Annotated in this window: 20 protein-coding genes and 1 CRISPR repeat array; of the genes, 6 read left to right on the top strand and 14 right to left on the bottom strand. The window is 37.4% G+C overall.

The annotated features are described in order from the left end of the window. Nucleotides 1-33: 33 nt before the first annotated feature. Genes phnC through I6I93_RS05500 form a run of 5 tightly spaced genes read left to right on the top strand, consistent with a single transcriptional unit; the run spans nucleotide 34 to nucleotide 3867 of the window. Entirely contained in the window at nucleotides 34-798 is a 765-nt protein-coding gene (gene phnC / locus I6I93_RS05515) for a phosphonate ABC transporter ATP-binding protein (RefSeq protein WP_112889755.1), read from the top strand. Next, entirely contained in the window at nucleotides 795-1430 is a 636-nt protein-coding gene (locus tag I6I93_RS05510; protein WP_236587160.1) for a PhnE/PtxC family ABC transporter permease, read from the top strand. Before phnC ends, I6I93_RS05510 begins: the two co-directional genes overlap by 4 nt. A gap of 13 nt (nucleotides 1431-1443) precedes the next feature. Next, on the top strand, nucleotides 1444-1617 hold the full coding sequence (locus I6I93_RS09230) for a PhnE/PtxC family ABC transporter permease (protein ID WP_407673023.1): 174 nt from the start codon (nucleotides 1444-1446) through the stop codon (nucleotides 1615-1617). Nucleotide 1618: 1 nt separating this feature from the next. Next, nucleotides 1619-2431, top strand: coding sequence for a phosphonate ABC transporter, permease protein PhnE (phnE, locus tag I6I93_RS05505; RefSeq protein WP_112889754.1), 813 nt, complete (start codon nucleotides 1619-1621; stop codon nucleotides 2429-2431). Next, nucleotides 2428-3867, top strand: coding sequence for a bifunctional metallophosphatase/5'-nucleotidase (locus I6I93_RS05500; RefSeq protein ID WP_112889753.1), 1440 nt, complete (start codon nucleotides 2428-2430; stop codon nucleotides 3865-3867). Before phnE ends, I6I93_RS05500 begins: the two co-directional genes overlap by 4 nt. 199 nt (nucleotides 3868-4066) lie before the next feature. Here the strand turns inward: I6I93_RS05500 and I6I93_RS05495 are convergent, their stop codons facing one another. Further along, nucleotides 4067-4729: an S-layer homology domain-containing protein gene (locus I6I93_RS05495; RefSeq protein WP_112889752.1), complete on the bottom strand. Its 663-nt coding sequence runs from the start codon at nucleotides 4727-4729 to the stop codon at nucleotides 4067-4069. An 840-nt stretch (nucleotides 4730-5569) separates the two neighbouring features. Here I6I93_RS05495 and I6I93_RS05490 point away from each other — a divergent pair. Further along, on the top strand, nucleotides 5570-6088 hold the full coding sequence (locus I6I93_RS05490; protein WP_070702670.1) for a nitroreductase family protein: 519 nt from the start codon (nucleotides 5570-5572) through the stop codon (nucleotides 6086-6088). A 91-nt stretch (nucleotides 6089-6179) separates the two neighbouring features. Here I6I93_RS05490 and I6I93_RS05485 read toward each other — a convergent pair whose 3' ends face one another. The 13 genes from I6I93_RS05485 to cas4 form a co-directional block, all read right to left on the bottom strand. Further along, nucleotides 6180-7043, bottom strand: coding sequence for a DUF1002 domain-containing protein (locus I6I93_RS05485; RefSeq protein ID WP_112889751.1), 864 nt, complete (start codon nucleotides 7041-7043; stop codon nucleotides 6180-6182). A gap of 192 nt (nucleotides 7044-7235) precedes the next feature. Continuing rightward, on the bottom strand, nucleotides 7236-7832 hold the full coding sequence (yihA, locus tag I6I93_RS05480; RefSeq protein ID WP_112889750.1) for a ribosome biogenesis GTP-binding protein YihA/YsxC: 597 nt from the start codon (nucleotides 7830-7832) through the stop codon (nucleotides 7236-7238). Then, entirely contained in the window at nucleotides 7819-10152 is a 2334-nt protein-coding gene (gene lon, locus I6I93_RS05475) for an endopeptidase La (protein ID WP_112889749.1), read from the bottom strand. The genes yihA and lon overlap by 14 nt, the downstream gene beginning before the upstream one ends. 46 nt (nucleotides 10153-10198) lie before the next feature. Then, nucleotides 10199-11416, bottom strand: a complete 1218-nt coding sequence (clpX, locus tag I6I93_RS05470) for an ATP-dependent Clp protease ATP-binding subunit ClpX (protein ID WP_070702678.1) — start codon at nucleotides 11414-11416, stop codon at nucleotides 10199-10201. A gap of 8 nt (nucleotides 11417-11424) precedes the next feature. After that, the gene (gene clpP, locus I6I93_RS05465) at nucleotides 11425-12009 is read right to left on the bottom strand and encodes an ATP-dependent Clp endopeptidase proteolytic subunit ClpP (protein ID WP_070702681.1); all 585 of its coding nucleotides are present in this window, start codon (nucleotides 12007-12009) and stop codon (nucleotides 11425-11427) included. A gap of 16 nt (nucleotides 12010-12025) precedes the next feature. Further along, entirely contained in the window at nucleotides 12026-13375 is a 1350-nt protein-coding gene (gene tig / locus I6I93_RS05460; protein WP_112889748.1) for a trigger factor, read from the bottom strand. Nucleotides 13376-13445: 70 nt separating this feature from the next. Beyond that, nucleotides 13446-13667, bottom strand: coding sequence for a YdbC family protein (locus I6I93_RS05455; protein ID WP_112889747.1), 222 nt, complete (start codon nucleotides 13665-13667; stop codon nucleotides 13446-13448). A 1-nt stretch (nucleotide 13668) separates the two neighbouring features. Continuing rightward, nucleotides 13669-15372: a proline--tRNA ligase gene (locus tag I6I93_RS05450; protein ID WP_112889746.1), complete on the bottom strand. Its 1704-nt coding sequence runs from the start codon at nucleotides 15370-15372 to the stop codon at nucleotides 13669-13671. Between the two features lie 1054 nt (nucleotides 15373-16426). Then, a complete protein-coding gene (locus I6I93_RS05445; RefSeq protein ID WP_112889744.1) occupies nucleotides 16427-16621 on the bottom strand; it encodes a hypothetical protein in 195 nt (64 codons plus the stop codon). 209 nt (nucleotides 16622-16830) lie between these two features. After that, complete coding sequence (locus tag I6I93_RS05440; RefSeq protein ID WP_112889743.1) at nucleotides 16831-16998, bottom strand: serine/threonine protein phosphatase; 168 nt, start codon at nucleotides 16996-16998, stop codon at nucleotides 16831-16833. A 98-nt stretch (nucleotides 16999-17096) separates the two neighbouring features. Continuing rightward, a CRISPR array of direct repeats spans nucleotides 17097-20404; the repeat unit is 32 nt; unit sequence ATTTCAATCCACGCACTCACGGGGAGTGCGAC. A gap of 122 nt (nucleotides 20405-20526) precedes the next feature. Continuing rightward, on the bottom strand, nucleotides 20527-20820 hold the full coding sequence (cas2, locus tag I6I93_RS05435; protein WP_112889742.1) for a CRISPR-associated endonuclease Cas2: 294 nt from the start codon (nucleotides 20818-20820) through the stop codon (nucleotides 20527-20529). Nucleotide 20821: 1 nt separating this feature from the next. Next, nucleotides 20822-21853, bottom strand: coding sequence for a type I-C CRISPR-associated endonuclease Cas1c (cas1c, locus tag I6I93_RS05430; protein ID WP_112889741.1), 1032 nt, complete (start codon nucleotides 21851-21853; stop codon nucleotides 20822-20824). Next, nucleotides 21850-22503 carry a CRISPR-associated protein Cas4 gene (gene cas4, locus I6I93_RS05425; RefSeq protein ID WP_112889740.1) on the bottom strand — a complete coding sequence of 218 codons (654 nt, stop codon included), beginning with the start codon at nucleotides 22501-22503 and terminating at the stop codon, nucleotides 21850-21852. Before cas4 ends, cas1c begins: the two co-directional genes overlap by 4 nt. Nucleotide 22504 lies beyond the last annotated feature (1 nt).

Genomic DNA, 22504 nt, shown 5'->3' with positions numbered 1-22504 from the left:
CTTCATTAGAAGCTCTTTTTTATGAGGAGAATTATGATTGAATTTAAGAATGTAGATAAAGTTTATCCTGGTGGATTTAAGGCCCTAAAAGATATAAACCTTACTATTGAGGATGGCGAGTTTGTTGCCATAATAGGAAGGTCTGGTGCCGGTAAATCTACCCTAATTAGGACTATAAATAAGATGCACGACATTAATGCAGGGACTCTTACTGTTGATGGAGTTGATGTTAAATCTCTAAAGGGAAAAGAACTTCGCAAGTTTAGGAGAAATATTGGGATGATTTTCCAATCCTTTAACCTTGTTGAAAGAATTTCTGTTATCAAGAATGTAATGTCTTCTTTTGTACCTGATTTAAATCCCATCCAGTCCCTATTTGGAATTTATCCAAAGGAATGTAAGATAAAGGCTCTTGAAGCTCTTGAGCAAGTTGACATCCTTGACAAGGCCTTTGAAAGAGCTGACAACCTATCTGGTGGACAACAACAAAGGGTTGCTCTTGCTAGGACCCTTGTCCAAAACCCAAGCATTATCCTTGCTGACGAACCTGTTGCAAGTCTTGACCCTGTCACAGCAAGACAGGTTATGGATTATTTTAAAAAGATTAACGAAAATCTTGGAATCACTATCCTCTTAAATATCCACCACGTTGAGCTTGCCCTTGAATATGCCACAACTGTTCTTGGAGTTCGTGACGGAGAGGTAATCTATTATGGACCAGCCAAGAATGTGGACGATAGCGTTTTAAAATCTATTTATGGAGATTCCTTTGAAGAAATAAAATTGGAGGAAGTATGAGCCTCTACTACAAAATCTTTAAACCAAAAAAACACACCCTAAAGTCTGGTAAGGAAGTCTATGAGAAGCCGACTTTGACTATACCTATCCTTATTCTCTTGCTTCTTTTTACCATGCTTTCTGTAAGAGTTACGAACTTTTCAATGGCAACTCTCTCGAAAAATATTCACAAGCTCTTTGCCATTTTATCTCCAATGTTTAAGCCAAACTTTTCCTACTTCCCTTCAATAGTGGGACCACTTTTTGACACAATAAAGATGTCCTTCTTGGGATCCTTCTTGGGAGCAGTTTTGGCTATGCCCTTTGCCTTCTTGGCATCAAACAACATGGTAAATAACAAGGTCATAAACTGGATTGTTAAGTTACTTTTCTCAATCCTTCGTACCATTCCAACACTTGTGTCTGCACTTATTGCAACTTATATTTTTGGACTTGGTGCCTTTGCTGGTACAGTTGCCATATTTTTATTTTCCTTCTCCTATGTTGGAAAGCTAACTTATGAGCAAATTGAAACAGTTAACATGGGAGCCTTTGAAGCAATGATCTCCATGGGCTTCACTAGGACTATGGCCTTTTTTCAAATCCATTGTGCCAGAAATCCTTCCCTTTTATTTATCAACTGCCCTTTATAACTTTGAAGGTAACGTGAGATACGCTGCCATCCTTGGTTATGTTGGTGCCGGTGGACTGGGACTTCTTATTAACGAAAACATTAACTGGAGAGACTACAACCGTGTGGGCATGATTCTCTTGATGCTACTTATAACAGTATTTGTCATCGAAAATATCAGTGCTCACTTTAGAAGAAAGTTGAATTAATATGTCAGAAAAAGTAATAGAAAAACTAAAATCAGAACCAAAAAATCATGGCTATATCATAATGATTGTAGCTGTAATTTTATTTATGATAGTTTGGTCATCTTCTGTAATTAATTTTGAATCTGCAACAAAAGATGGAATGGGAGTAGCCAAAAATATTATCAAGGGAATCTTTAATCCCAACAAGGACATGCTCTTTAACCTAACGACGAAGGGAGTTCCTTACCTTTTACTTGAAACTATTTGTATAGCCTTCCTAGGTACCCTTGTAGGGGCAATAATTGCCATGCCACTTAGCTTTTTGGCATCATCAAACATTGTTCCAGCGCCTGTGGCTTATCTTGTTAGGATGTTTATTATCCTAATAAGGACAATCCCAGCTATTGTTTATGGTCTAATGTTTATTAGGGTAACAGGACCTGGACCCTTTGCAGGCCTTATGACTATGTCCTTTACATCTATTGGTATGCTTACAAAATTATTTTCAGATAACATCATGAACCTAAACAAGGCAATACTTGAGTCCTTCTCTTCCATTGGGGCAACAACCTTCCAAAAGATTCGCTTTGGTATAATTCCTCAGCTTTTTGCAAACTTTGCCTCAACAACAATTTATCGTTTCGACATAAATTTAAGAGACGCATCAATCCTTGGACTTGTTGGAGCAGGTGGTATTGGTTCACCACTTATGTTCGCCATCACTTCCTACAAGTGGAGCGAAGTTGGAGCAATCCTCTTAGGACTAATCCTTCTTGTCTTATTTATTGAGTACTTCTCAACAAAAATAAGAGCAAGACTAGTAGGTGAAAAATGATTTTAAAAATAATTCACACATCAGACTTGCACGGATATTTTTTCCCAACAGATTATCTCGATAGGGAAGAAAAAAATACAGGCTACCTTTCACTTTTAAATAATATAAAAAAAGACGAGAGGACAATCTTAACTGACGGAGGAGACATCCTTCAGGGATCTTCCTTCGCCTACTATGTAAAAGAAAATTTAAACTCTAATGTAGTGGCAGACATGATGCAAAATGTTGACTACTACACTCTTGGTAACCACGACTTCAACTACGGCTACGATTACCTAAGGACTTACGTAGAAAACATGAAGGGAAAACTAGTTTGTGCCAATGTAAGAGACAAGACTGGTAAGATTAAATTTGACCCATATTATGTAAAAGAAATTGACGATTACAAGATTGGGATTACTGGGGTTGTTACCGATTGGGTAAATCTCTGGGAGAGAAAAGAAAATCTCGTGAACTTTGAAATCACAGATGCCTTTGAAGGAGCAAAGAGGGCCCTTGAAGGACTAAAAAAAGAAAAGACAGATTTTAATATTTTAATCTACCATGGAGGTTATGAAATCGACCTAGAAAGTGGCAAAAAACTTTCAGAAACCACAGAAAATATTGGAGGAAAAATTGCAAAAGAATTGGACTTCAATATAATCTTGGCAGGCCACCAACACATGGAGATCGCTGGTTATATTGGCAATACCCTTGCCATTGAGACGCCAGCCAATGGGTCTAAGGCTGCCCTTGTGGAAGTTGACCTTGCAAGAAAAGAAATGAAGGCTTCCTTTATTGAGCCAAGGCTTGGATCAAACTTCCTTATAGAAAAATATAGTGATGTTGAAGAAGAAGTCCAAGACTATCTCGACCAACCAATAGCAGAACTGAGCCGTGACTACATGCCAGAGAACAGGATTAAGATGGCCCTTCATGGCTCAGACCTTGCAAACCTAATAAACAAGATCCAATTGGACTACACAGGAGCAGATATTTCTATCACTTCCTTTGCCAATGTCATCTCAGGTCTAAAGAAGAACTTGACCACAAGAGACGTCCTAAACACATACAGGTTTCCTAACACAACAGTGGTGCTTGAAATCGACGGCAAGAGTCTTAGAGAAGCCCTAGAACAAAACTTTTCCTACATCGAGTATGATGGGTCCTATAAGATATCAAAGAAGTTTTTAGAGCCAAAGGAAGAGCATTACAACTTTGACTACTTCTATGGCATAGACTTTGAAAAGGACCTTACACAAAAAGTTGGCGAGAGAATTGGCAAGATTTTCTTTGATGGTAAAGAAGTAAAAGATTCCGACAAGTTTTCACTAGTAATGAATAACTACAGGGCCACAGGAGCCGGCGGCTTTGATATGTATAAGGACCTCAAAGTTATAAAAAATTACGACAAGGAAACTTCAGAAATATTATTAGACTATTTTAGAAACCTGTAAAATATTTTCAATCTATAAAATTTATAAAAAATTTATCATGATAGGATAAAGCTTAACTAAGTACCAGAGGGAATTTTTATTTCCTCTGGTATTTTTTATTATTTTTTACAAGTAAGAAATTATATCTTAATAAATTAATTTTTAGACTTTAAAATCCTTTCCAACAAATTTATACAAAAAAATAAGACAGTTGCCTGTCTTATTCGTAAAGATTTCTGCCCCCAAATTTAATTTTGCTATTATTTAGAGCTTTCTTTTGTGGATAGTTGTAATTAGAAATCATTGACCTAAAAAGCGTAGCAGCTTCTGATCTCCTAATTGATCTTGTGGGATAAAAGTTACCATCAGAGTAACCTCTCAAGATCCCTGCGTCCACAAGGGCGCCTACATAGCCCCTTGCCGATGGGCTTATCCTTGCCCTATCGCCAAACTCATTTGTTGAACCTTCCCTCGGTGATAGCGAATACACATAACCAAGAATTTCTGCAACTTCTTCTCGTGTAATTTCCCTATTTGGATTAAGCCTACCAGTAGTTGGCTTAATGTAACCTGCCTTAATGCCCTTAGCTACATCATTGTAAAACCAATCAGATGTACTTACATCAGAAAAAGTCACAGTATAAGTTTTATCATAGCCTGCTAAAGAATTAACAGTTGCATAAAACTCTGCTCTCGACATGTTTTCATTAGGTTTAAAAGTCCCATCTTGGTAACCAGACATAAGCTTTTTGTCAGTAATAAAGTCAATTGAAGCTTCTGCCCAGTGGCCTCTTGTGTCTCTAAAAGTTCTTGCAGATACAGTGCTTGTCAAAATCAATGCTGAGGAGATAATAATCAATGAAGTCTTTTTAAAAATCTTCATCTTTATCACCTTCATCCTTATTATATATCAAAGTCATCTATATAACAGGTTTTCTATTTTAAGTTTCTGTTACAAAGAATTTTTCCCTGTAACAATCTTGCAACATTCGTTCGATTTCATATAAGCACATAAGTTGATATATTAATTTAGATTTATAAAAATCATGAAAAATAGCAAAAATCCATGACTTTATAAAAAATCATTACTTTCTTATAGACTCATAAGCTAATAAAATTTTATGAAGTCCTTTGACTATATAAGTTTCTATTTTTTTTATAGAATAGAAAAATTTATAAGCTTACAATTAAAGATAGATTAGATTTCTTTTATAAGTTCATATTCAATTGTGATGGTACAAAATTATTTAAAATATGTTTTTTGTTGGATTAAACATAAAATTAAACTTTGTGGACTTGCAAAGCCTTAACTGAAGTTTTTGAAAAGTAAATTTTTGAAAAATATAGGAAAAGAAGTATATATACTAAAAATTTTCTATAGAGAGATCTTTTAAATTTCACTAAATTAAAAACCCCCCTCTACAAGTCTTAAGTAAATTTAAATTTAGACAAATAAAAAGAGAACAGCTTATGTATCCAATAACTGTTCTCTAAGGGAAGAAAAAAGATGATGAAGTTTTCACTTCATGTATATTGTACTTTAGATAAGTATATTTGTCAACGCTTTTATGAAAATATTTTCAGAATTTTTTATATTTTTCCCTTTGGCTTATTTTCAATCTTATTCCACTCTTTATTATAAGCTTTTAAGAATATTATGAATATATTTTCACACGCTTCTCTATAAGCTTTTTTGTGGTAAAATGATAGGAGAGGTGATATTTTGTTAAAAGAATTAATTTTAAAAAGAAGAACTGTTAGAAAATATAAAGACAAGGAAGTTGACAGAGAAAAGTTAGAAGAACTTTTAATGTACGCTTCCATGGGACCAAGCAACGGCAACTCCCATCCAGTAGAATTCATAGTAGTTGACGACAAGGAAAAAATCGAAGAACTTTCCAACATGGATTCCTTTGCAACTCTTTACCTAAAAGAAGCTCCAGTAGTAGTAATAGTTATTGCAAACACAGAAATTTGTAAGACTTGGGTGGAAGAAGCATCGCTAACAGCAGCTTACCTACAACTTCTACTTGAAGAGGAAGGCCTTTCATCTTCTTGGATCAACGTTAAAGAAGGAAACACTGCCGGCAAGATTTCTTATGAAGAATACTTTGCAGAAAACTTCGGAGTGAAAAAACCTTACAGGGCCCAATGCCTAATCCCAATTGGCTACAAAAAATCAGGCACAAAGGACCACGAAGAATTTGACGTTTCTTCAAAGGTTCACTACAACAAGTTTTAATTTATGAAAAATCCGATTAAGTCGGATTTTTTTATTTGGATTTTTGTAATAAAAAAAGATCCACCCTTGGGTGAATCTCCACTCATAATTCTTATTTAAACAAGCCAACTATAAAGTCTATTAACTTTTCCAAGAAGCTCTTCGTATTTTCTACAGCCTTTTCTCCTTCTGGAGAGTTTAAAAACTTTGAAGCCTTGTCCTTGTACTTAACTGCTGTGTCAGCCATCCTATTCCAGTCAACGTCAGCATTCTTCATGTTGTTAAATAGTCCAACAAGCTTATCCTCTTGGCTCTTTGTAAGGTTGATGTTGTAGTTGTTAACAACATTCTCGATTATGACTCTAACTTCCTTTTCGTCCTTTGGCATATTCTTTGCCATGGCGTCCTTAATTTCATAAATTATGTCGTTAGTCTTTTCATCGCCAAGCTCTTCAGATAATTTTGTTTGAACAACAAGCTCTTCATTGGCGACCTTTTTTAGATCCTCTGGTAATTCCTTGCCAGTGTTTTCTTCATAGGCCTTTAAAATTCCAGTTAAGGCTGCAGTACCACTTACCTTTCCCGGTGCAGTTACATAAATATCAGCATCTTCAATGCCTACAGTGTTTAGAGCATTGATAAAGGCATCTTCCTTTACAACCCTGATGTTGTCTGAGAGTTCAATAGTTAGTCCACTTCCTGCTTTTTCATATCTAACAATAGCAGAAGAAATTGCCCTCTTGCCAATTTCCTTCGATGACAAGACATCTCCAAGATACTTGTATTCCTCTGCATTAGTTACCTCGATGATCTTTGCATCATCACTTGCATTCATCTCACGAAGCATTTCACTTTTTTGACTTTCCTTTAAATCGGCACCAAGTGTTACAATCTCTTCGCCTTCCTTGGCAAAAACAAAGCCAGGTAGAAGGGCAAGAGAAAGTGCCGCTGTTAAAATTTTATTTCTTATCTTCATAACATCCTCCATTTTTTCTTATCATATCAATTATATATGAATAATACTTAAAAAGTATGTGAAATTTGTCTGTCACTTATTAAGAATTTCTTAATAACTTATTATTTATGAACTTTAAAAAATTCTTTTCTATTAATTTTAAAATTTTTCACAAGAAAAAAGAGCCAGTCTCCCAGCTCTTGATTTATAATTTTATTCTTCATGAAATCTAAGCATATCTTCGAAGATAAACCACATGTCCTTGACTTCGTCTCTCTTTGAGGAGGAGAAGGGAATTATATTTTCCCTGTGCTTGACGCCAAGTTTTTTGGCAATTATTGATATGTGTTTATCTACTTGAGATTTTTTTATTTTATCTTTTTTTGTCGCAATCACTATACCCGAGAATCCTGACTCAATGATGTAGTCATACATTTGCTTGTCAAGGGCTGTCGGTTCGTGTCTTATGTCCACAAGTAGGATTGTCTCAACTAGGTTTTCTCTATTTTCAAGATACCTGTTGATGATGCCTGCCCACTTTTCTTTTTCTGACTTGGCAACTTTTGCGTAGCCATAACCTGGCAAGTCCACAAGACGCAAATCATCATTGACCCTGTAAAAGTTGATAGTCCTAGTCTTTCCCGGTGTAGATGAAGTCCTTGCAAGATTTTTCCTATTTAACATTGCATTTATAAAGGATGACTTACCAACATTGGACCTGCCTGCAAAGGCAAACTCCTTGATATTCGGGTCAGGATATTGCTTTTCTTCTACTGCAACTTTTTCTAGTTCTGCCTTATTTATCTTCATTAAAATCACCTATGGCAATCTCTGCAACTTCTTCGAACTTGGAAACTGGTCTCACATCTAACTTCTTAATTGCTTCTTCTTCAATTTCCTTTAAGTCCCTCTTGTTTTCTTCTGGAATTATTACAGTCTTGACTCCATATCTTTCTGCTGCCAGAAGTTTTTCCTTTAGACCGCCAATTGGAAGGACTTTTCCACGAAGTGTTATCTCTCCTGTCATGGCCACGTCGTTGTTAACTGGCCTCTTTGTTAGAGCAGATAAGACTGATGTCGCAATTGTAATCCCTGCTGACGGGCCATCCTTTGGCACTGCTCCTTCAGGGACGTGGATGTGGATGTCTGTGTTGGACCTGAAGTTTGGATCGAGCTTAAAGTCATCTGCCTTTGATGCAATATAAGAGATGGCAGCCATGGCTGACTCCTTCATCACATCTCCCAGCGATCCTGTTAGAGTTAGCTTGCCCTTGCCTGGCATAACTATCGTTTCTATGACAAGGCTTGTGCCACCAACTTCTGTCCAAGCAAGTCCATTTACTGAACCAACTTCAGGAGATTTTTCTGCTTCAGAAATCCTGAAAATTTTTTCTCCAAGAAAGTCCTCAATATTTCTTGTGGAAACAGAAACCTTATCTAAGTCTTCTTCCACAATTTTTAGGGCAGCCTTTCTCACAATTTTTGAAATTTGTTTTTCAAGTCCCCTAACTCCTGATTCACGAGTGTAGTAGTCAATTATGTCCTTTATGGCTCTGTCAGAAATACTAATATTTTCTTTCTTAAGTCCATTTTCTTCAATTTGCTTTGAGATTAAATATTTTTTTGCAATATTGAATTTTTCATTTGGAGTGTAGCCTTCAAGTTGGATGACTTCCATCCTGTCAAGGAGGGGTCTTGGTATAGTTGCTGTCGTGTTAGCTGTTGCTATGAAAAAGACTTTTGATAGATCAAAGGGAAGTTCCAAGTACCTGTCTGTAAAGGAATTATTTTGTTCGGGGTCAAGAACTTCTAGAAGAGCTGATGCAGGGTCGCCCTTAAAGTCGTTGCCCACCTTGTCTATCTCGTCAAATAAAAATACTGGGTCATTTTTGCCAGCCTTCTTTAAGAGTGAAATAATTCTTCCAGGAAGAGCTCCAATATAAGTCTTCCTGTGACCTCTTATTTCTGCTTCGTCAGTTACTCCACCAAGGCTCATGCGGACAAATTCTTTGTTAAGAGAATTTGCAATTGACTGCGCAATGGAAGTTTTACCAACTCCAGGAGGTCCCACTAAGCAGAGGATTGGTCCCCTACCCTTGTCGCCTGATAAAATCCTAACGGCAATAAATTCTAGGATTCTCTCCTTAACTTTTTTAAGTCCATAGTGTTCGTCGTTTAAAATTTTTCTCGCATCAGAAATATTTCTCTTTTCATCTCCAGACTCAAGCCAAGGTAGGTCAAGGATCCAGTCAAGATAATTTATTAAAAGTGAATAGTCTGGCGATTGTGAATTTAAGTTGCCCAGCTTATTAACTTCTTTAAGGGCCTTGTCCTTGACTTCATCAGGAAGGGCCTTTTCTTCAATTTTTTTCTTGTAGGACTCTGTTATCTCGGCCTCGTCTTCTCCGTCACCAAGTTCCTTGTGGATTACCCTTAATTGTTCCTTTAGGTAATATTCCCTTTGGACCTCGTCCATTTTCTTTTTGACCTGGTCATTGATGTTCTTTTCTATAGAAAGAATTTCAATTTCCTTCTTCATGATTTCATGAAAGGCCACAAGTCTCTCATAGATATCTGTTGTTTCTAAAATCCTTTGATAGTCTTCCAATTTAAAATTCAAATATCCCACAACTGTATCAATAAACCTTGATGGGTCCTCAGTGTCTGCAATATTTGAAATAAGTCCTGGGAATAATTTATCATCTAAAGATGAATAGGCCTCCAAGTCGCTAAGGGCCAGCCTAAGGGCAGCTTCAATCTCTTCATCTTCTGTGAAGTCACTTTCCTTGTCTTCAAGGATTTCAATTTCTGCTTCAATCATCTCTTCTGTGATATCAAGTTCAGAAATTTTTGCCCTCTCTTCACCTTCAACAAGGACCCTGACAATTCCACCAGGCAGTTTTAAAATTTGTTTTATAGTAGCCACAGTCCCAATTCCAAAGAGGTCTTCCCTCTTTGGGTCTTCGATTTCAAGTTCTCTTTGGGCCACCAAAAATATTTTTGAATCTTTCATCTCTGCTGCATCAATTGCGTTGAGAGAAATTTTTCTACCGCAATCAAAATGCATAACCATGTGTGGAAAGATAACTAGGTCTCGAAGTGGGATAAGTGGTAATTTAATTTTATCCATTTTTCACCTTCTAAAAAAGCCGTGGCAACCACGGCTAATTATTTATTTATTTTTTTATTAATTCAGCAGGTGCAGTTCCTTCTACTGATTCCTTTGTTATTTTAACTGCTTTGATGTCATCTCTTGAAGGAATTTCATACATTACATTCATAATTGTATTTTCGATAACGCCTCTTAATCCTCTTGCTCCAGCCTTCTTTTCTATTGCCTTTCTTGCAATATAGCTTAGGGCTTCGTCGTCAAAGATTAGTTCAACGTCATCAAATTTTAGAAGTTCCTTGTATTGTTTTACAAGGGCATTCTTTGGCTTAGTTAAAATTTCAACTAGAGCCTCTTCGTCTAACTCTTCAAGAGTAATAGTAACAGGTAATCTACCAATAAGTTCTGGTATTAAACCAAACTTTAATAGGTCTTCAGTTTCAACCTTTTGTAAAATATTTTCTTTATTAGCTTTTTTATCTACAATTTCTGATCCAAAGCCCATAGAAGACTTGGCAGTCCTGTTTTCTATAATTTTGTCGATTCCGTCAAAGGCACCACCAACAATGAATAGGATGTTTGAAGTGTCAACTTGAATAAATTCTTGTGACGGATGCTTCCTTCCACCTTGTGGAGGAACATTGGCAACAGTTCCCTCGATAATTTTTAGGAGGGCTTGTTGAACACCTTCTCCACTTACGTCTCTTGTGATAGATACATTTTCAGATTTTCTGGCAATCTTATCTATCTCGTCAATATATATAATCCCTTTTTCTGCCCTTTCAATGTCGTAGTCAGCATTTTGAATAAGTTTCAAAATAATATTCTCAACATCTTCGCCGACATAGCCAGCCTCAGTTAGGGTTGTGGCATCAGCAATGGCAAAGGGAACATTTAAAAGTCTAGCAAGAGTTTGTGCAAGTAGGGTCTTACCAGAACCTGTAGGTCCAATCATAAGAATGTTGGACTTTTGAAGTTCAATGTCGCTGCTTACCTTCCTATTTGATGAAATCCTCTTGTAGTGGTTATATACTGCAACAGCAAGAGCGCGCTTGGCGTCTTCTTGCTTTACAACATATTGATCCAAGATTTCTTTTATTTCAGCAGGCTTTTTAAGGTCAAAGTCCTTGCTGATTTCGTGAGGAACTTCATTTTCTAGGATTGTGTGGCATCTCTCAATGCACTCGTCGCAGATATTGACATTAGGTCCGGCAATCAATCTATTCACTTGGTTTTGTGTTTTGCCACAGAATGAACATCTTAGAATTTCATCTGTATTAGACATATCTCACCTCAAACCCTTTTTTCAATAACTTTATCGATTAAACCATAATCTTTAGCTTCTTGAGAATTTAACCAGTAGTCCCTATCAGTATCTCTTTCGATTTTTTCTAGGTCTTGGCCAGTTCTTTCTGCAAGAATTTCATTTAATTTGTGTCTAATTTTTAAAATCTTTTCTGCATTGATTTGGATGTCACTTGCCTGACCTTGAGCTCCACCAGATGGTTGGTGAATCATGATGTCAGAGTTTGGAAGAGCAAATCTCTTACCCTTAGCACCAGATGCAAGTAAAAATGCACCCATTGATGCTGCCATCCCAATACAGATTGTTGATACGTCTGGTTTTATATAATTCATAGTGTCGTAAATTGCAAATCCTGCAGATACAGATCCACCAGGTGAATTAATATAAAGTTGAATATCCTTGTTTGGGTCTTCAGCTTCTAAGAACAAAAGTTGGGCAACAATTAAATCTGCCATAGTGTCATTTACTTCGCCACTTGCAAAGATAATCCTATCCTTTAAAAGTCTAGAGTAAATATCGTAAGATCTTTCGCCCCTATTAGTTTGTTCTACTACCATTGGCACTAGTGCCATTTAATCACATCCTTGATTATTTATCTTCTTTTACTTCTTCTATATCTTCTTCAGTAACTTCCTTTGGCTCAACAAATTTTGCTTTTTCAACAAGAGTTTCAATAGCTTTTCTCTTTTCAAGGTCGTCTCTTACAACATCCTTGTTGTCGTTAAGCATGTATTCTCTCATTTTTTCCATGTGGTCTTTGTCGTCCTTGAAGTATTCTTCTACAACCTTGTTAACTTCTTCTTCGATTTCTTCATCAGTGATTTCGATGTTCATGTCTTTAACAAGAGCTTCTAGAGCAAGGTCGTTTTTAACAGTCTTTTCTGCTTCAGGTCTCATAGTGTTCTTGAAGTCATCAAGACTTTGACCAATCATCTTAATATAGTCTTCAAAGCTAATACCTTGAGCTCTTAAGCTTTGGTCATAGTTTCTAATCATGTCATCGATTTGAGCGTTAATCATTCCTTCAGGAATGTCTGCTTCAATCATTTCACCGATTTTATCAATAGCTCTTCTTTGTTTTTCCATTTCAGAAGTTGTTTTGAATTCTTCTTCTTTTTTCTTTCTTAAGTCAGCCTTGAATTCATCAAGAGTGTCAAATTCAGAAATATCTTTTACAAATTCATCGTCAAGTTCTGGAAGTTCTTCATAAGAGATTCCGTTTAATTTGATTTCGAATTTAGCGTCCTTTCCAGCAAGATCTTTTTGGTGATAATCTTCTGGGAACTTAACAGTAATGTCAAATTCTTCGCCAATTTCGTGTCCAATTAGTTGTTCTTCAAAGCCTGGGATAAATGTGTTTGAACCAATCTTTAGGTCTTGGCTTTCAGCTTCTCCACCTTCGAAGTATTCTCCATCAACAGAACCCTTGAAGTCGATGTTTACAGTGTCGCCATCTTCTACAGCCCTGTCGTCAACATTGATAATTCTTGCGTTCATCGCTCTTTGATTTTCAACTTCAGAGTCAATAAGTTCGTCAGTTACTTCAATAGTTGGGTCTTCGATTTCAATTCCTTCGTAGTCTTTGATTTCAACTTCTGGTCTAACATCAACAGAAACTTTGATAACAAGATCTTCGCCCTTTTCAATGCTTTCTTCGTCAATGTCAATGTTTGGTTGGTCAACAACCTTAAGGTCTAATTCTTCAATAGCTTTTTCATATTCTTGTGGAAGAAGTTCGTTAATAGCATCTTCAAAGAATACGTCCTTGCCGTACATGTTTTCGATCATCTTCATAGGAACATGACCTTTTCTAAATCCAGGAATTTGGAAGTGTTTTTTGTTTTTCTTATACACTTCGTTTTCAGCTTTCTTTATATCTTCTCTTTTTAAAACAATGTCAAAAAAGACAGTGTTATTTTCTTTCTTATTAATTTCCATTTCAATTGCCTCCTCGCTTATCGCGTTTTTCACATCTCTATATTATAACATAAGTTATTTTAAAAACCTATTAAATACCCTTGTCCTTTAGTATCTTTGATAGAATTTCCATCTCTTCATCACTAAGAGTTACACCCTTAGACATCTTTTGGTGGTCTGGGTCCCATTCTCTTAGGTCATACTTAGCTGGTCTGTCGTTGAAGGAAACCTTGTTTAGTTCCTTAGTCCAGCCCCTAGCATTCTCAGATAGAGTTCCTAAGTGTTCAGTAATTTCAAATTTAAAATCGCTCATCTTACCTAACCTTTTCTATTTCACTTAAAATATTTTTGATTGCCTCGTCAGCTGAGATGTCAGAATTTTCCATTTCTCTTCTAGTAGAATATTCAACAATAGAATCTCCTGACTTCTTGCCGCAAGTAATTCTTAGAGGAATACCAATAAGGTCCCTGTCCTTAAACTTAACCCCAGGTCTTTCCTTCCTGTCATCAAGTAGGACTTCAACACCCTTAGCTTCAAGTTCCTTGTAAATTTTTTCTCCAAGAGCAACTTGATCTTCATCTTTAGTGTTTACTATAGTAACAATTGCTTCATAAGGAGCTACAGATATTGGCCAAATGATTCCATTGTCATCGTGGTTTTGTTCGATAACAGCTGTAACAGATCTTGTGATACCAACACCATAAGAACCCATGTAGAAGTAATTTGCCTTGCCATTTTCGTCAAGGAAAGTTGCATTAAGGGCTTCCGAATACTTTGTACCCAATTTAAAGATATTACCAACTTCAATACCTCTTGCAAACTTATATTCCTCATCAGTTCCCGGTACCTTGTCGCCTTCAGCAACAAGAAGAAGGTCATCGACAACTTCGCCTTCAAAGTCACGTCCGTAATTGGCATTGATATAGTGGTATTCATTTTCATTGGCACCAACAACAAGATTGTCCATTTCAGTAAGTCTCTTGTCAAAAATCATCCTTACATCAAGACCAAGAGGTCCAGTGTATCCTGGTTTAGACTTAATAGCTTCGATTTCGCTGTCTTCCATCATCCTAATGTCGTGTTCAGCAACACCTGTGTAAGAAACAAGCTTAGCAAGGTTGAGTTCCCTATCTCCAGGAATAAATACAAGAACAAGTTCATCGCCTAACATTAAATCAATTGCCTTGGCACATTTCTTTTGGTCAACCTTTAAGAAGTTAGCAACCTCTTCAATAGTGCTGGCATTTGGAGTGTGAACTTTTTCTAAGTCCAACTTGTCTTCAGCTTCAGGAAGAATATACTCAACAGGAGCCTTCTCTTCAGTTGCACCAAACTTACCAGACTCAGAATAAACAATTACACCTTCGCCTGTCTCAGAAAGAGCAATGAACTCGTGAGAACCAGTACCACCCATGGCACCATTGTCACCCTCAACAATCTTATAATCAAGCTCAAGTCTGTCAAAAATCTTTTCATAAGCATCGTACATATTCATGTAAGCAACATCAAGAGTCTCAGGTGAAGTATCAAAAGTGTAGGCATCCTTCATAGAGAACTCTCTTGCCCTATTAATACCAAACCTAGGTCTCTTTTCGTCCCTGTACTTAGTTTGAATTTGGTAAAGATTAAGAGGAAGGTCCTTGTAAGACTTGACTTCGTCTCTTACAAGAGTAGTAAAATATTCCTCAGCAGTAGGTCCAAGACAGAACTCCCTATCGTTTCTGTCCTTTAGCTTGAACATTTCAGGACCAAACTTTTCCCATCTTCCAGACTCTCTCCAGATTTCAGCAGGTTGGATGGCAGACATTAAAATCTCCATAGCACCAGCCTTATCCATTTCATCACGAACAATATTTTCAATTTTTTTAATAGATCTATAGCCAAGTGGCAAGTATGTATAGACACCACTAGCAGATTTTCTAATCATACCTGCCCTTAGAAGAAACTTGTGAGATGCAATCTCAGCATCTTGTGGATCCTCCCTAAGAGTTGGCATATAAAGTTTTGATAATCTCATATTACCTCCATAATAAAAGTATTATAATAAATAAAATAATATTCTACAAGTTTTTAGCTAAAATCTCATAGCACGCTATTTTCATTATACTATAAAGACTAGAAGACTTCACAAGATTGTTAGATTTATTTATAGGGTCTTGTAACTTTCTTCTATTATAAATTAATAATTTTTATAAAATGATAAAATTTTCTACATCTTATCCTTTAATGACTTCATAATAACTTTCCACTATATGTTTTTTTGCAACTTAATAAAATTTTTTAACTTCATAATTATTTACAACTTCATAAAATTTTTCTACTTCATAATTTTTTATAAATTCCTAATAATTTTCAACATCATAATAATTTTCCAAATCATATCTCCTAATGACTTAGTAAAAATCCTTAACTTTATACTAATTACTTGAATAATTTTAGCTTCTCCAGAATAAATTTCATAAGCTAATATTACTTAGCATTAACTAATTTCTATTTAATCTTTAAAATTTTTAACAACAAAAAACCTAACCTAAAAATTTTAGGTTAGGCATATTTTTAAAATATTTTAATTTCTTCATAATAAAGTTTGCGACAAAAATGGTGCTAAGGATGGGACTTGAACCCAAATTTCAATCCACGCACCCGTGAAGGGTGCGACTCCAGTGTCGCCTTGTACTGCAAAGAGTCGGCCATTGTTTCAATCCACGCACCCATGAAGGGTGCGACTCTCATTTTTATGGCGTCTTCCAACATATAGTTGGATTTCAATCCACGCACCCGTGTAGGGTGCGACTGTAAAATATTAAATCCTTCAGAATCTTCCCAATATTTCAATCCACGCACCCGTGAAGGGTGCGACTTGTTCAATCAAGAGGTGATTATACAGTATGAAAATTTCAATCCACGCACCCGCGAAGGGTGCGACCGTCAATATCGCATGTAGCTTTTTTTAAATCTTTATTTCAATCCACGCACCCGTGTAGGGTGCGACATGAGTCTAAAGATACTACTGTAGAAAAGGGACATATTTCAATCTACGCACTCACATGGAGTACGGCTAAATTTACCTTTTATTTTTTATAGTTAGGGTTTTCATTTTTGAAAATCTCTACCAACTCTTCTACTTCTTCCAAAGTCTTTGCATATTTCCTCGCAAATGTTCTCGCATTACCCTTATTACGACTATATCTTTTAGACTCCGGGTTATTCTGTTCCCACTTCTTCGTTGCTCGTCTTTGTGCCTCAGATGTTTTCAATTCTTTCAATATTATCATCTCCATTTCTTATATCAATTCATGCACCCGTGAAGAGTACGACAAACTACTATGAACTTAATTCTTGATGATACCAAAATTTCAATCCACACACACTTTTAAAGATTCGATCTAAAGAGATGATATCTTAAACGGTGCAATATCTCATATTCAGCACCAATTCCAATCACTACAACCCTAGAATAATTTACGTCATACTTTTAATAGCATTTTTCTAAATCAAAATATCCTAACCCATACGCATCTTTGTCCTTAGCTAAACAAATTAATATTATCTCTTTTTCATAATCTCTTGATATACCTATTGTTGGGAATAAATCTCCAAACCTCTCAATATAATCATCTTCTAAATCTTTGATATTTTTCATAATATTATTATATCTCCTTAAGAATATTGATCATTTAAAACCACACACCCGTGAAGGGTTCGACTAGTTTTGCTTTTGGGTGGGGTTCGGCTTCAGACATTTCAATCCACGCACTCACGGGGAGTGCGACTGGTCCCTTGGCCTCTTGGCGGTGCGGGGATCAAGCATTTCAATCCACGCACCCGTGTAGGGTGCGACTTACCAACCATAAGAAAACACGGAGCGTACATGACAATTTCAATCCACGCACCCGTGAGGGGTGCGACTGTACTTTATAGAGCAAACAAAAACCTCACACCTATTTCAATCCACGCACCCGTGAAGGGTGCGACATGAGTCCTATAATACTACACTAATGTATATTAGAATTTCAATCCACGCACCCGTATGGGGTGCGACAAATTACAAAAGATATTGATAATTTAATCTGTGAATTTCAATCCACGCACCCGTATGGGGTGCGACATCCTTATAAACTCTTCCCTACTGTGAGTTAGTTCATTTCAATCCACGCACCCGTATGGGGTGCGACGGGGCATCTTTGGAAATACCTTATGACCTACTTATATTTCAATCCACGCACCCGTATGGGGTGCGACGTCTTCATTATCTTTCAATTGATTTTCGACGATTTATTTCAATCCACGCACCCGTATGGGGTGCGACTTATTTTGATCTAATGTGCGTGATTTACGTGCATTAATTTCAATCCACGCACCCGTATGGAGTGCGACAGGTGCACAAGCGGCAATAATACCTGTTACTTGTACTATTTCAATCCACGCACCCGTATGGGGTGCGACTTATACCTCAAAAATATCTAGAACTTCAAGAGTAATTTCAATCCACGCACTCACGGGGAGTGCGACGGAATTGTATCTTATAAAAATTCCCATGGAAAATGATTTCAATCCACGCACTCACGGGGAGTGCGACGTTAATGCCAGTATATCTTTATCTTCAGTATCAAAATTTCAATCCACGCACTCACGGGGAGTGCGACTCCAAGTCTGGACTGATAGAGTCGGCAAGACTGATATTTCAATCCACGCACTCACGGGGAGTGCGACGTATGATAAATATATACACGTTTCTAATTGCGAAATTTCAATCCACGCACTCACGGGGAGTGCGACGGAATTGTATCTTATAAAAATTCCCATGGAAAATGATTTCAATCCACGCACTCACGGGGAGTGCGACGGGGATAGCTACATCAAGGCTATCTCCTCTAAAATTATTTCAATCCACGCACTCACGGGGAGTGCGACGCAAACCACGAGGACAAAAAAGTTTTAATTGACGATTTCAATCCACGCACTCACGGGGAGTGCGACAAATAGATTAAAAGATTCAGGTGAAATTTTATCAGATTTCAATCCACGCACTCACGGGGAGTGCGACGCCTTAAGCCACACATTACAGTTAGGACATAGAATAATTTCAATCCACGCACTCACGGGGAGTGCGACTTGGCAAGTTATAGCTAAGGCTTGTAGCCCTAATTGATTTCAATCCACGCACTCACGGGGAGTGCGACCACTTTGGAGAAAATACCTTGTAGCTTTCTGTTTATTTCAATCCACGCACTCACGGGGAGTGCGACTTTGGACTTTGACAACATAGCCGCAGGAGAAACCATTTCAATCCACGCACTCACGGGGAGTGCGACGAGATATTTTTGAGCAACAAGGTCAAATGTATTTATTTCAATCCACGCACTCACGGGGAGTGCGACGAGAACTTAGAAGAGCAGACCTCCCAGAGGTAAGAATTTCAATCCACGCACTCACGGGGAGTGCGACTAATTCTGCACTGAGGAATTTACGAAGGACGAAAATTTCAATCCACGCACTCACGGGGAGTGCGACATTGGTCCGAAGCTATAATTCTTATAATCTTTTTATTTCAATCCACGCACTCACGGGGAGTGCGACTATATCCATTTCCCACCACGTTTGGAAGATTTTTTATTTCAATCCACGCACTCACGGGGAGTGCGACATCGCTATTAATACATAACTCCATTGATAGAGAATTATTTCAATCCACGCACTCACGGGGAGTGCGACTCCAAGTTGTCAAGGTCGCTTTTAGTTCTTCTAAAATTTCAATCCACGCACTCACGGGGAGTGCGACCAGTAATGGCAGGTACAGTCGACCCTCCAACTCTTATTTCAATCCACGCACTCACGGGGAGTGCGACTTCAAGGTTTATAAATGTAAGATTATAACTTTTTAATTTCAATCCACGCACTCACGGGGAGTGCGACATGTAGATGATGTTTTAGAGTTTGCAAGTAAGACATTTCAATCCACGCACTCACGGGGAGTGCGACTTCTTACATTTAAAGGAATAATGGACGATGTTATGATTTCAATCCACGCACTCACGGGGAGTGCGACAACGGCGGTAGGATTGAGCCTTATTTTCAGATTTATTTCAATCCACGCACTCACGGGGAGTGCGACAAGCTATTGACCGAGCCTTTCCGCAGGATCAGGCATTTCAATCCACGCACTCACGGGGAGTGCGACCTTGACTATGCCAAACTTTTAAATGGGGAGCATAATTTCAATCCACGCACTCACGGGGAGTGCGACGAAAAAACTATCGAGGATAAATGGGCATGGGTAGAATTTCAATCCACGCACTCACGTGGAGTGCGACAGGGCAAAAAAGCCTATAAATACATTCTCTTGATAAATTTCAATCCACGCACTCACGGGGAGTGCGACCTTGACTATGCCAAACTTTTAAATGGGGAGCATAATTTCAATCCACGCACTCACGGGGAGTGCGACGAAAAAACTATCGAGGATAAATGGGCATGGGTAGAATTTCAATCCACGCACTCACGGGGAGTGCGACAAGTCTTTCAAAGCACCAGTCAGCACCTGAAAGGATTTCAATCCACGCACTCACGGGGAGTGCGACTCCATTTATTTTTTATTGTGAGGTCGTCATAAGAATTTCAATCCACGCACTCACGGGGAGTGCGACAAGGTTTGTGACATGAATAATTTAAACTATAACTTATTTCAATCCACGCACTCACGGGGAGTGCGACACTAAATGTAAAAGTCCAATATGCAAGAATAAAAAATTTCAATCCACGCACTCACGGGGAGTGCGACCTGGTCGCTGATAAGATTTGATAGGTATTGCTCCCAGATTTCAATCCACGCACTCACGGGGAGTGCGACGCTCCCAGGTATCCTGGCGGTGCGGGGATCAAGCATTTCAATCCACGCACTCACGGGGAGTGCGACGTTCTACAAAATACATATTGAGTAGTCTTAATATATTTCAATCCACGCACTCACGGGGAGTGCGACTTAAAGATGAGTCAGATACATGGTCTGATTATCAAATTTCAATCCACGCACTCACGGGGAGTGCGACTGTATTTTTTAGCCATTATCTCCTAGTAAAAAATACAGCTAATCATTTTTTGAAGAGTTTTGTCTCTTTTTTCTTTGTTTTTTGTGAGTTAGGTCTATACTTTTTATGTCCAGGTCCAAGTCTCATAATATTAACAAGTCTTTTTCTGGGTTATAGGTGTCATCTCTCCCTAGACTTTCCACTCTTCTTTCCCAATTTTTCCCTAAATTATAAATTCTTATGGAATCTTTTTGGGGATCTATTATTTTTTCTAATTTATTTTTTATTTCTACTAAGTCAGCTGGATATATGTTTAGTTCGAATACTGAGTTCTGTACTCTTTGTCCATAATCAAGGCATACTTTTGCAACTTGTCTCAATCTTTTCTTGCCAGCTGGCGTTATCGTCTCTACATCGTAAGTAATCAGCACTTGCATTTTATCCTCCTATCATAAAGGGTGGATAGGCTTCTATATCTCCTCTTAGGTAAGAGTTTAATAAAAGGGCCTGTACATGAGGGAGGAGTCCGATTTTTATATTTTCTTCTAGAAATGGATGGTAGATTTCTTCTTGTTCTCTCTTGTTCCAATTTTCTAAAACTACCTGTCTGCCCTTTTCGTTTAAGAGGGTTGCTCCATTTTCTTTCACTTCAAAATGATTCTTGTTTATTCTATTTAAGTTTATCATTGAAAGTGTGAACTTATCAACTAGAAAGGCGCGCATCTCCTCTATTATGTCAAGAGCCATACTGACCCTTCCTGGTCTATCTGTGTGGAAAAATCCTGCGTAAGAATCAATCCCAACTCCTTCAAGGGCTGCAGCAATGTTATTGGTAAGTAGAGAATAGAGAAAGGATATTAGGGCATTAAACCTATCCATTGGCGGTCTCTTGCTCCTGTCTATAAAGAAGAAGTCTTCTCTTTGTTTTATTATGAGTTCATCTAAGACAGAGAAGTATCCTCTTGCAATTATTCCCTCAATACCTCTCACACTATCTTTGTTTTCACAGTTTTTTATTTCTAGCATAAGCAGCTTTATTGCTTCTATTACTTCTTCTAATCTTTTGACATCTACCTTATCTTTATTGTCTAATTTTCCTCTTATTAAAATTTTTCTAGAGTTGTAGGCCTTAGCATAAATTATATTTTTTACAAAATCCAAGGATTCTTCTGATTCTTGCATCTTGTATTGTCTTTTTCTCGTGTAAATATTTCCATAAGAGGCTCCTATGACCCTTCCACAATATTTTCCATAGGGTGTGAAGAATGTTATTGCCACATTTTCTTCCATGCACATCTTCATGAGTTCTGGGCTGACTCCCATATAGTTGAAGCAAACTATTTGCTTTAAGATGTGTATGGGATACCTTGCGATTCTCTGTGAATCTTTGGTTATGGAAATATTTCTTCCTTCCTTTCTAAGATAGTAATCAGGATTTGTTACATATAAGGTGTTCAGTAATTTTTTCATAATTCTGCCCCATAAATATAATTTCCAACATTTTTCATCTTCTTTGTCAGCCTTGGATTGCACTCATTATACAGGGAACACATCCTGCAATTCTTATAATTTTCTGCCTTGGGGATAATCTTATTCTTGTAATAGTAGTGCATGTCTTGGGCTGCTTTTGTAGTTAAATCTCTAAGTTCTTCTGTAAATTCAACTTTTTCTCTCAAATCAGTTTCATTGTAGTAAAGATAACCGTAGTCTAACTTAATATTAAAGTTTTCTTCTATGCAGATTGCCTGAGCCATAAGCTGGGCATTGTCGTAGTTGTATTTTTTCTTCTTGCCTCTTTTATATTCTACGATTACGGGTAGCCACTTGCCCTTCCTATTTTTTAATTCCACTCCCTCATCTGATTTGTGAAATTCAATTGCATCTAGCCTGCCAGAAAGTCCCAAGTTTTTGGAACTCACTGACATGGCTCTTGATATTATAAGTTCCTTTCTCTTTTCTTTTATAAAAGGTTTATCTACCTTTGTATGGATGACTTGCCCCTCTGCTGTAAAGGAGTTTTCCGTCCAAATATTTTCAACATGGATAAGGGCCCACTGTCTCTTGCAAAATAAAAAATGTTGGACTCCACTTAACATTAAATATTCATCTTCAGGATACATT

The sequence above is a fragment of the Peptoniphilus harei genome, assembly GCF_016726485.1.
Lineage (GTDB): Bacteria > Bacillota > Clostridia > Tissierellales > Peptoniphilaceae > Peptoniphilus_A > Peptoniphilus_A harei.
This window is presented reverse-complemented; position numbering and strand designations above follow the sequence as displayed.

Bases quoted from the DNA above. Each gene is read 5' to 3' on its own strand.
- phnE (WP_112889754.1), top strand. From the start codon at position 1,619: ATGTCAGAAAAAGTAATAGAAAAACTAAAATCAGAACCAAAAAATCAT.
- phnC (WP_112889755.1), top strand. From the start codon at position 34: ATGATTGAATTTAAGAATGTAGATAAAGTTTATCCTGGTGGATTTAAG.
- I6I93_RS05485 (WP_112889751.1), bottom strand. From the start codon at position 7,043: ATGAAGATAAGAAATAAAATTTTAACAGCGGCACTTTCTCTTGCCCTT.
- lon (WP_112889749.1), bottom strand. From the start codon at position 10,152: ATGGATAAAATTAAATTACCACTTATCCCACTTCGAGACCTAGTTATC.
- I6I93_RS05440 (WP_112889743.1), bottom strand. From the start codon at position 16,998: ATGAAAAATATCAAAGATTTAGAAGATGATTATATTGAGAGGTTTGGA.
- yihA (WP_112889750.1), bottom strand. From the start codon at position 7,832: ATGAAGATAAATAAGGCAGAACTAGAAAAAGTTGCAGTAGAAGAAAAG.
- tig (WP_112889748.1), bottom strand. From the start codon at position 13,375: ATGGAAATTAATAAGAAAGAAAATAACACTGTCTTTTTTGACATTGTT.
- clpP (WP_070702681.1), bottom strand. From the start codon at position 12,009: ATGGCACTAGTGCCAATGGTAGTAGAACAAACTAATAGGGGCGAAAGA.
- cas4 (WP_112889740.1), bottom strand. From the start codon at position 22,503: ATGTATCCTGAAGATGAATATTTAATGTTAAGTGGAGTCCAACATTTT.
- cas2 (WP_112889742.1), bottom strand. From the start codon at position 20,820: ATGCAAGTGCTGATTACTTACGATGTAGAGACGATAACGCCAGCTGGC.
- I6I93_RS05450 (WP_112889746.1), bottom strand. From the start codon at position 15,372: ATGAGATTATCAAAACTTTATATGCCAACTCTTAGGGAGGATCCACAA.
- I6I93_RS05510 (WP_236587160.1), top strand. From the start codon at position 795: ATGAGCCTCTACTACAAAATCTTTAAACCAAAAAAACACACCCTAAAG.
- I6I93_RS05495 (WP_112889752.1), bottom strand. From the start codon at position 4,729: ATGAAGATTTTTAAAAAGACTTCATTGATTATTATCTCCTCAGCATTG.
- I6I93_RS05500 (WP_112889753.1), top strand. From the start codon at position 2,428: ATGATTTTAAAAATAATTCACACATCAGACTTGCACGGATATTTTTTC.
- cas1c (WP_112889741.1), bottom strand. From the start codon at position 21,853: ATGAAAAAATTACTGAACACCTTATATGTAACAAATCCTGATTACTAT.
- I6I93_RS05455 (WP_112889747.1), bottom strand. From the start codon at position 13,667: ATGAGCGATTTTAAATTTGAAATTACTGAACACTTAGGAACTCTATCT.
- clpX (WP_070702678.1), bottom strand. From the start codon at position 11,416: ATGTCTAATACAGATGAAATTCTAAGATGTTCATTCTGTGGCAAAACA.